This window comes from Staphylococcus sp. HMSC072B07 (assembly GCF_001815505.1).
GTDB lineage: Bacteria > Bacillota > Bacilli > Staphylococcales > Staphylococcaceae > Staphylococcus > Staphylococcus simulans.
In genome coordinates this window covers 1-10,014 of sequence record NZ_KV820955.1, presented here as the reverse complement: position 1 = coordinate 10,014, position 10,014 = coordinate 1, and the positions used below count along the sequence as shown (strand labels likewise).

Genomic DNA, 10,014 nt, shown 5'->3' with positions numbered 1-10,014 from the left:
CGATTGCTTTTTCTAACTCAGAAGTTGCTTTGTTCACAGACTCTTGCGTTGCGTTTTGATCTGCTTCAACAGTTACTGCTGTATCTAATGCTTCTTTTACAGCTTTGTCTTCTTTATCAGTTACATTCAAGTCTAATCCTTCAGCAGTTTCAATTACTTTTTCAAGTTCTGATTTATCTGCTTTGGTTACTAAGCTTGATTGTGTTGATTTCAAGACTTCTGTTGCTTTGACAACTTGTTCCACTGTTACGGATTCTGGATTGTTTACGATACCTTGTGCCACCGCTTGTGCTTCTTGGAATGGAGCAACGCTGTTTGGTGTGAAGTTATCTTTAACCACTGTTCTTGAGCTTGCAAGTTGTGCTTTCAACGCTTCTAACGCTTTGTTGAACGCTTGTACTTTTTCTTGGTCAGCTTTGTCTTGAGCTGCTTTATTTTCAAGCGCTTTTGCTAAATCAGATTGAGCTTTGTCGACTTCTTCTTGTGTTGCATTCAAGTCTTCTTGAACTTTGATAGCTTTGTCTAAAGCATCTTTGACTGCTTTATCTTCTTTATCATTTACGTTCAATTCAGTATTTTCTGCTGTGTCGATGACTTTATCAAGTTCAACTTTGTCAGCTTTTTCTACTAAGTGTTTTTGTGCTTCTTTCAAGTCTTGTGTTGCTTTATTGATTTCTTCAACTGTTTTATCAGCAGAATTATTTACAATAGTTTGACCTGCAGTTTCAGCATCTGTAACTGGTTTAACACTATTAGGAGTGTAGAAGTCTTTGTCGATAGTTTTTACTTTTTCAAGTTCTGCTTTCAATGCATCAAGCGCTTTGTTGAATGCGTCTACTTTATCTTGAGTTGTTTTAGCTTTTACTGCATTTTCAAGATCAGTTTTAACTTTATCAACTGTTTCTTGTGATGCGTTTTGATCTGCTTGAACTTCTTTAGCAGTATTTAATGCACCTTGAACCGCTTTATCTTCTTTATCAGCTGGATTAAGCTCTAAAGTTTCTGTAGTTTTAACAACTTTATTCAATTCTTCTTTATTTGCTTTAAGTTCAAGTTTATTTTGAGCATCAGTAATTGTTTGTGCTGCTTGTTTCAACTCTTCAACAGTCTTAGTAGCATCAGCACGAGCTGTTTCACCAGCTTTAACAGCTTCTTCTAATGGAGTGACTGTGTTTGGTTTGTATTCATCTTTAACTACTGAATTTGCTTCTTTAATAGCTTTTGTTAAAGCATCTAAAGCATCTTGACGTTCTTTTGCAGCAATCGCATCGTTAATTGCTTTTGTTGCGTTAGCAACTTGTTCTTGTGTTACATTGTGATCTTCATTAACAGCTTCACCTGCTGTTACTGCATCTTGAACGGCTTTGTCTTCTTTGTCAGTTGCGACTAAGTCACCTAAAGTTTTTGCTTTTTCAAGAGCTTTCACAAGTTCTGTTTTATCTGCTTTTGAAACTAAGTTTGCTTGAGCATCTTTCAATGCTTTTGTTGCTTCCTCAATTTCTTGAGTTGTTTTATTAGCTGCATTATCAACCACATTTTGTCCTGCAGTTTCAGAGTCAGTTAAAACTTTTACGCTGTTTGTAGTGTAAAGTTCTTTATTAACTGTTTTTGCTTTTTCAAGCTCTGCTTTCAATGCATCTAAAGCATTTTGTTTTTCAACAGCTTCTTTAGTATCTTGTGCTTTTTTAGCATTTAACGCATTATCTAATTCAGTTTTAGCTGTATTCACTGCTTCTTGCGTTGCATTTTGATCAACTTGTACTGTTTTCGCTTTGTCTAAAGCGTCTTGAACAGCTTTATCTTCTTTATCATTTGTATCAAGCGCACCTATATTTTCAGCTGTTGTCACAGATGTGTCCAACTCTGTTTTGTCTGCTTTTTTATCTAATGCATTTTTAGCATCAGTAATTGCTTTTGTAGCTGCTTTGATTTCTTCAACTGATTTAGTTGCGTCATCTTTCGTAGTTTCACCCGCTGTGACTGCTGCTTCAAACGGTGTCACTGTATTTGGTTTGTAGTCATCTTTCTTAACTGTGTTAGCATCGTCAATTGCTTTTTGTAATTCATCTAAAGCGTCTTGACGTTCTTTCACAGCAATTGCATCGTTGATAGCTTTTGTGGCATTTGCTACTTGTTCAGTAGTCGCATTGCCATCTTCATTGACTGTATTACCAGCTGTGACTGCATCTTGAACGGCTTTGTCTTCTTTGTCAGTTGCGACTAAGTCACCTAAAGTTTTTGCTTTTTCAAGAGCTTTCACAAGTTCTGTTTTATCTGCTTTTTGAACTAAAGCTTTTTGTAAATCTTTCAATTCTTGTGTGACAGCTTTGATTTCTTCAGTAGTTTTAAGTTCAGGAATTGTAACAATTGCGTTGCCTAAAACTTCTTTGTCAGCTAAAGGTTTCACACTGTCTGGTGTGTAGTCTTTATAGACTAATTTACCGACTTTTGAAAGTTCTGCTTTCAATTCATCAAGCGCTGCTTTTTTAAGTGCGTCAAGTTCGTCTTGAGTTTTCTTAGCTGCAACGGCTTGATCAAGTTCAGTTTTAGCTGTATTTACAGCTTCTTGACTCGCATTGTCGTCAGCTTGAACTGTTTTTGCTTTATCTAAAGCATCTTGGACTGCTTTATCTTCTTTATCATTTGTATCAAGCGCACCTATATTTTCAGCTGTTGTCACAGATGTGTCCAACTCTGTTTTGTCTGCTTTTTTATCTAATGCATTTTTAGCATTAGTGATAGCTTTTGTAGCTGCTTTTAATTCTTCAACTGTTTTAGTTGCGTCATCTTTCGCAGTTTCACCAGCTGTGACTGCTGTTTCAAATGGTGTTACTGTATTTGGTTTATAGTCATCTTTGTTGACTGTTTTTGCGTCTGTGATGGCTTTATTCAATTCATCTAAAGCATCTTGACGTTCTTTTGCGGCAACTGCATCGTTGATTGCTTTTGTAGCTTTTTCAACTTGTTCAACTGTTGCATTGTCATCAGCTTTAACAGTATTACCTGCTTCTACAGCATCTTGAACCGCTTTATCTTCTTTATCTGTTGCTGCTAAATCAGTGAAAGTATTCGCTTTATCAAGTGCTTTTTGTAATTCTGTTTTATCTGCTTTTTTCACAAGAGCATTTTGGGCATCTTTCAATGCTTGAGTTGCTTGATTAATTTCTTCAGTTGTTTTAGCTTCAGGTGCTGCAACAATATCATTACCAGCAGTTTCTTTTTCATTTAATGTTGTGACTGTGTTTGGAGTATATACAGTTTTATCTACTGCTTTCACTTTATCAAGTTCTGCTTTTAATGCATCTAAAGCTTCTTGTTTAGCTTGTGCATCTTTCGCGTCTTGATCTTTCTTAGCATTGACTGCATTATCCAATTCAGTTTTAGCTGTATTCACTGCTTCTTGTGTTGCATTTTGATCAGCTTGAACTGTTTTTGCTTTGTCTAAAGCGTCTTGGACTGCTTTATCTTCAGCATCTTTAGTATCAAATGCACCTAATTTTTCAGCTGTTGTAACAGATGTGTTCAATTCTGTTTTATCCGCTTTTTTATCTAGTGCATTTTTAGCATCAGTGATGGCTTTTGTAGCTGCTTTGATTTCTTCAACTGTTTTAGTTGCGTCATCTTTCGCAGTTTCACCAGCTGTGACTGCTGTTTCGAATGGTGTTACTGTATTTGGTTTGTAGTCATCTTTATTGACTGTTTTTGCGTCATTGATAGCTTTAGTTAATTCGTCTACAGCATCTTGACGTTCTTTTGCGGCAATCGCATCATTGATTGTTTTAACTGCGTTAGCAACTTCTTCAGTAGTCGCATTACCGTCACCATTTACTTTTTGACCTGCAGTAACTGCATCTTGTAATGCTTTGTCTTCTGCATCATTAGGATTTAAATCACCATATGCAATTGCTTTATCTAAAGCATTGCCAAGTTCAGTTTTATCTGCTCTTTCTTTCAAAGCATTCACTAATTCTTCAATTTGTTTTGCTTTCGCAAGTGTTGCTGGTGTATCAGCAGATGGTGGGTTGTTGATGATTTTTTGTCCTTCAGTAATTGCAGTTTTTAACGGTTCATACGTATTTGGTGTATATTTTGCTTCATTAAGTTGCTCAGCTTTATTTACAGCTGATTTTAAAGCTTCAATCGCGTCTGCTGCTTTTTTGTTATTGATTTCATCTTCAAGATTCCAAGTTGCTGTTTTAATTTCTTCAGGTGTCGCATTTGGATTATTTTTAACAGTTTCAGCTGCATTTAAAACATTTTTCAATAATTGATCTGTATTAGAATCAGTTAAAGGTTCTAAAGCTTTCGCTTCAGTAATTGCTGTATCTAATTTTGATTTATCTGGTACAAGTTGTGCAGTAGCATCTTTCACAGCTTTAGTCGCATTATTCAATGCTTCAACTGTTGATGTGTTATCGCCAGCTGCTGTTTTACCCGCTTTTACTGCTGTATCAAATGGTTTAACAGAATCAGCAGTATAATCTGTTTTATCTACTTTGGCAGCATCTTCTAATGCTTTATTCAATTGATCTAAAGCATCTTGATGCGCTTTTGTAGCAACAGCATCATTGATGGCTTTTGTTGCATCTGCTACTTGTTGTGGTGTTGCATTGTCATCTTTGTTGACTGTTTGTGCAGCATCAATAGCATCTTGGACTGCTTTATCTTCTTTATCAGTTGGTTCTAAACCAGTAATAGCTTTTGCAGTATCAAGTGCTTTTTGTAAATCAGTTTTGTCTGCTTTTGGAACTAAAGCATCTTTGGCATCTTTCAATGCTTTTGTTGCTGCATTGATTTCTTCAGTTGTTTTAGTGTCCGGTGCATCAGCAATGGCTTGGGCTGCTGTTTGTTTTTCAGTTAATGATGTCACTGTATTTGGTGTATATGTTGTTTGGTCTAAAGCTTTAACTTTATTCAATTCATCATTTAATGCATCGAGGGCTGCTTGTTTTGCGGCTGCATCTTTAGCATCTTGAGCTTTTTTAGCTGCAACAGTGTTATCTAAATCAGTTTGAGCTGTATTAACCGCATCTTGTGTTGCGTTGTCATCAGCTTGAACTGTTTTCGCTTTATCTAATGCATCTTGAACTGCTTTATCTTCAGTATCAGCTGGATTTAATGGTAATGCTTCAGCTGTTTTAACTGAATTATTTAAATCGTCTTTATTAGCTTTTGGAACTAAAGCATTTTGAGCGTCTTTCAATGCTTTTGTTGCGGCATTGATTTCTTCAGTTGTTTTAGTATCCGGTGCATCAGCAATGGCTTGGGCTGCTGTTTGTTTTTCAGTTAATGATGTCACTGTATTTGGTGTATATGTTGTTTGGTCTAAAGCTTTAACTTTATTCAATTCATCATTTAATGCATCAAGAGCTGCTTTTTTTGCAGCTGCATCTTTAGCGATTTGATCATCTTGAGCTTTTTTAGCTGTAATCGCAGTATTCAAATCATCTGTAGCTGTTTTAACTTGATCAGCTGTTGCATCACCATTTGTATTAACCGCATTTGCTGCTGCTAATTTATCTTGTAATGCTTTATCTACAGGATTATTTGGATTTAGATTGTTATAACCATTAGCTGTGTTAATTGCTGTTTTAAGTGCTGTTTTATCTGCTTGAGGAACTAATACATTTTGTGCATCCTCTAATGCATTTGTAGCTGCTTTAATCTCAGCAATTGTTTTAGAACCTGGTGAACCTAAAATAGTTTTAGCATTTGTCAAAGCTTCAGTAAACGCTTTTTTACTACTTGTTGTAAATTGAGCTGGGTCAATAGTTTCAACATACTCTAATGTTTTTCTTAATTCATCTAAAGCATCTTCTTTATCCAATTCATCTTGTAAATTTTTAGCTGCTATCGCATTATCTAAATCAGTTTTCGCTTTATTAACTGCAGGTTGATCGATATTTAAATCACCTTGAACAGTTTTAGCAGTTTCTAATGCTGTTTTAAGCGCATCATCTTCAGGATCTCCAGCCTCTAATGGTTGAAGAGCTTCTGCTGTTGTAATAGATTGATTCAATGCTGCTTTATCTGCTCTTGGAACTAATGCATTTTTAGCATCTTTAATAGCTTTTGATGCATCGGCAAATTGTGCATTTGAACCATTTTCAGGTTGACCAGCTAATGTGTCGCCCGCTGTTACTTTTGCTTCATAAGCTTCAACACTGTTTGGTGTATAGCTATCTTTATTTACAGTGGCTGCATCTGCTACTGCTGCTTTCAAATCTTTAAGTGCAGCATTAGGCTGAACAGTAATATTAAATGTTGAAGTAGCTGGTTCACTCGCTTCTTGTGTTGCTGTAACTGTAACATTAAATGTTCCTTCAGCTGTTGGCGTACCTGTAATTTGTTTTGTTGCCGCATCAAACGATAAACCTGCTGGTAGACCCGTTACTGCTACAGTTGGGGCTGGATTTAAATCCCCTTCAACATTTACAGCGATTGGAGTAATTGGTGTATAAGCTTCGCCTGTTTGTGCATTGATTGGTGTGATTGTAGGTGCTTGAGCTCCTGCTACAGAAATTTTAAATGTTTTAGTAGTTGTATTTCCAGCCATATCTGTTGCTGTTACTTCAACAGTTGCATCTCCAGGTGTTGTTGGAGTACCTGTAATTTGTTTTGTTGTTTCATTAAATGATAAACCAGTTGGTAAACCTGTAACTGCTATTGTGTCAAAGTGTCCACTATTATCCGTAATATCCAAAGTGATTGGTGTAATAGCTTCTGAAACATTTGTAGTAACATCTGTAACCTCTGCGATTGTAGGATTTTGAATATCAACGACTGTATACACAAGTTGTTGTGCATCATTTTCTAAAGTGACAGTTCCAGCACCTTCGTCGTAACCAATTGCATGAGCTTCATCTCTGACTTTTTCGGTCCCAAATTCATAACCTTTCTCAGCTAAATATTCAGCGTGATCTTTTAATGTGATTTTTTCGTTAACATCTCCCGCAGTACGAAGAGGTTTATCAATTGCTTCTTCTGTATCGTCATCAATAAAGTATTCATCTAATACAGCTGAAGCTGTAAATCTGAACTCATCTAATTTGATTTGTTGTAAATTATAATGATCTGTAGTTGAAGCTACAATTGAAAAAGCAAATGAATCTTTACGTGAATAGTTAATATAGTCTTGAATGTTTTGAGTCCATGTTTGCGTACCATACGTAATTGTCATCACTTTAGTTGTACCATTATAATTAAATTTAAAAGGTACTAATTGATTGTTTGGTTGTTCTTTTAATAAAGCCGCATTTCCTGAAGCATTTGGATTTATTATTACAGTATTAACTAGACCTGTTTCTGTAGTGTAAATAAATGCGCCAAAAGCACCTTTATTCTCAAATTGAATAGTATCCGAAAATGCTTTGCTTTTATCATCATTAGCCTTGTTAACAAATGTATCTAATTTAAAACCAAAACTAGATGATTCGCCACCAATACCAAACCCTTGCCCTGTTAACCCAAGGGTATAGGTCTTACCTGGGTTGAATGTAATTGCTAGACCTTCTCCACCAGTTACTCCATCTTTTGGATGAGCTTCATATTTATCACCAAGATTAACCGCTCCAGAAAAACTGAAATCTTTAGTTAAATTTAGTTTAAAATCTAAAGACATAGCTCCACTTTTGTTCGCTTCATTAGTCGTTAATGTTACAACACCGCTTTGAGAATCATAAGTTGCATCATTTAATGTTTTAAAATATTCACCAAAATTTTCTTTAGTTACAACAATTTCTTGGCTTGCAGCTTCTTCAAGATCAAATGCTCTTGTTGAATAACCTGAAGCTTCTTCACCTGTTCTTGGTAAAGTTGCTTGAGGGCTAAATAAGTCTTTTTGAGCTGATGCTTCTTCAAGTAAGAGTCTTAATACTTCTGATTTTAATTGTTCTGGTGTTAAGTCCGTAGTATCAATAACTGCTAGAACTGCATCCACTTTGGCACTGTCATAGTCATTACTCAAGTCTGCTTTTACTTTTTCTACTTTTTGTTCTGGAGACAATACAGATGTTTCAGTTACTGTTTCAACCGCTTTTTCTACTGCTGGCTCAGTTGCAGGAGTAACTACTGATTCAGGAGCTTCTTCCTTGTTTTCAACAACAGGTTCTGATTCTTTCTCAACAGTTGCTTCTGCTTTCACTGGTTCAGCTTCAGTAGAAGGTGTTTCTTTTGTTTTTTCAACAGTTGTTTCTGTTGATTCTTTTGAATTTTCAGTTTTTTGCGTTTGAATTGACTCTTCTTTTTGTTCAACTGCTTGTGCTGCTGCTTTAGCTTTTTCAACTATAGCGTGGACAGTTGATTCTGAGTCTGCTTGTTGTACTTCTAGAGTATAACTGTCAACTTCTTCTTTGTTTAAATTTTTAAGTGAAGTAATCTCTGTAGTAGCTTGTTTTTTAACTTCTTCTAATGCATTTTGCGTTTGTGCTTTATTATCAGTTTGCTGTTGTGTAGCATCAACTGTTTTTTCAAGTGACGTTTTGTTATTTTCCTCAGGTGCTTGTTGTGTCGTACTACTATCATTAGAAGCCTCTACAACTGTATTGTTATCGTTTATATTCTCTGCTGCTTTGGCTTCGCCGCTATGACCTAAGAATAATAGAGATCCAATTAGAATAGATGCTGTGCCTACAGTAAATCTTCTAATAGAGTATCTATTTCTTAAGTTAGGCAAAAAGTCCAATTTTTTCATATGATGTCCTCCGATACTAGTATATTTCTACTACATCTTTATTATAATATTGTATTGCCCAATTGTATATGATATAAATTTTATGTTTTAGTAGTAAAATATCATTAAATTCATTCTTTTTTATTTGGGAAAACAATGCAAAATTCATATAGATTGTTGAAAACACAGGCGTGAATACATACCTCTGTTATCAAAACCGACCATTCCTCTCACATTTAAGGTTCTAAACCATATATTTTAACTCAGTTTTTTAATTTCATTTTTACAATTATGTAATGAGAACTTAATAGACAGAAACATAAATCTGTTAAAAGTACATAAAATCAATGTAGCCTTGTCATATAAATAATTCATATTGATGCATTCTTCAAAACTTAATAAAAAGCAAACACCCCTAGCTGGAGATTATTCCAACTAGGGGTGAATACTTTCTCAAATCTTTTACTGTTTAGTGCTCAAAAGTTGATTTGATTATTTTTCTGTATTATCTTTATCTTCTTTTTTACGTCTGCCGAACAATGCCATTAAACCACCAATTGCTAACATTAATGTAGCATATTTAGAATCTGCTGGAGTTTCTTGACCTGTGTTTGGTAATACTTTGGCTTTATTTGCTTTAGTTTGTGCTTTTGAACCTTCTGATTTCTTAACTGCTTTATCAGATGTTCTTTCAACTGATTTACCTGATGTTGATTTAACTTTATCAGTTTCTTTTTCAATTTTAGGAGCTTTAATAACTTCTAAAGCTTTTAATGCATCTTCGATAGCTTTTGTTGTTTCTTGAATATCTTTGATTGATACCTCTTTAGAATTTTCAACAATCGCTTTACCAGTATTCACTGATACATCTAATTTTTCTACTGATTCAGGTGTGTATTTAGTTTTATCTGTTGATTGTGCTTTATCTAAAGCATTTTGTAATTCAGCTAATGCATCAGCTTTATCTTGAGTTGCTTTAGCTTCGATTGCTTCGTTCAACGCATCTTTAGCAGCGTCTACTTCTGTTTGTGTCGCATTAGCATCTGCTTGTACTGCTTTTGCTTTGTCTAACGCATCTTGTACGGCTTTATCTTCTTTATCAGTCGGATCTAATGTTAAACGTTCCGCATCATTAATTGATTTATCAAGTTCTGTTTTATCTGCTTTCGCAACTAAACCTGCTTGCGCATCTTTCAACGCTTGTGTAGCTGCTTTGATTTGATCAACAGTTACAGATTCCGGATTATTCATAATACCTTGTGCAACTGCCATTGCGTCAACTAATGGTTCAACACTATTAGGAGTAAACTCAGCCTGATTGATAGCTTTCGCTTTTTCAAGTT

At 35.2% G+C, this 10,014-nt stretch carries 2 protein-coding genes; both read right to left on the bottom strand.

What is annotated here, in order from left to right:
- Window positions 1–8,692, bottom strand: an 8,692-nt coding sequence (locus HMPREF3031_RS11775) for a lectin-like domain-containing protein (protein WP_142351337.1), incomplete at its 3' end; no start/stop codon positions are given.
- 471 nt (window positions 8,693–9,163) lie between these two features.
- The coding region (locus tag HMPREF3031_RS13570) for an LPXTG cell wall anchor domain-containing protein (RefSeq protein ID WP_180364349.1) at window positions 9,164–10,014 on the bottom strand (851 nt) is incomplete at its 5' end.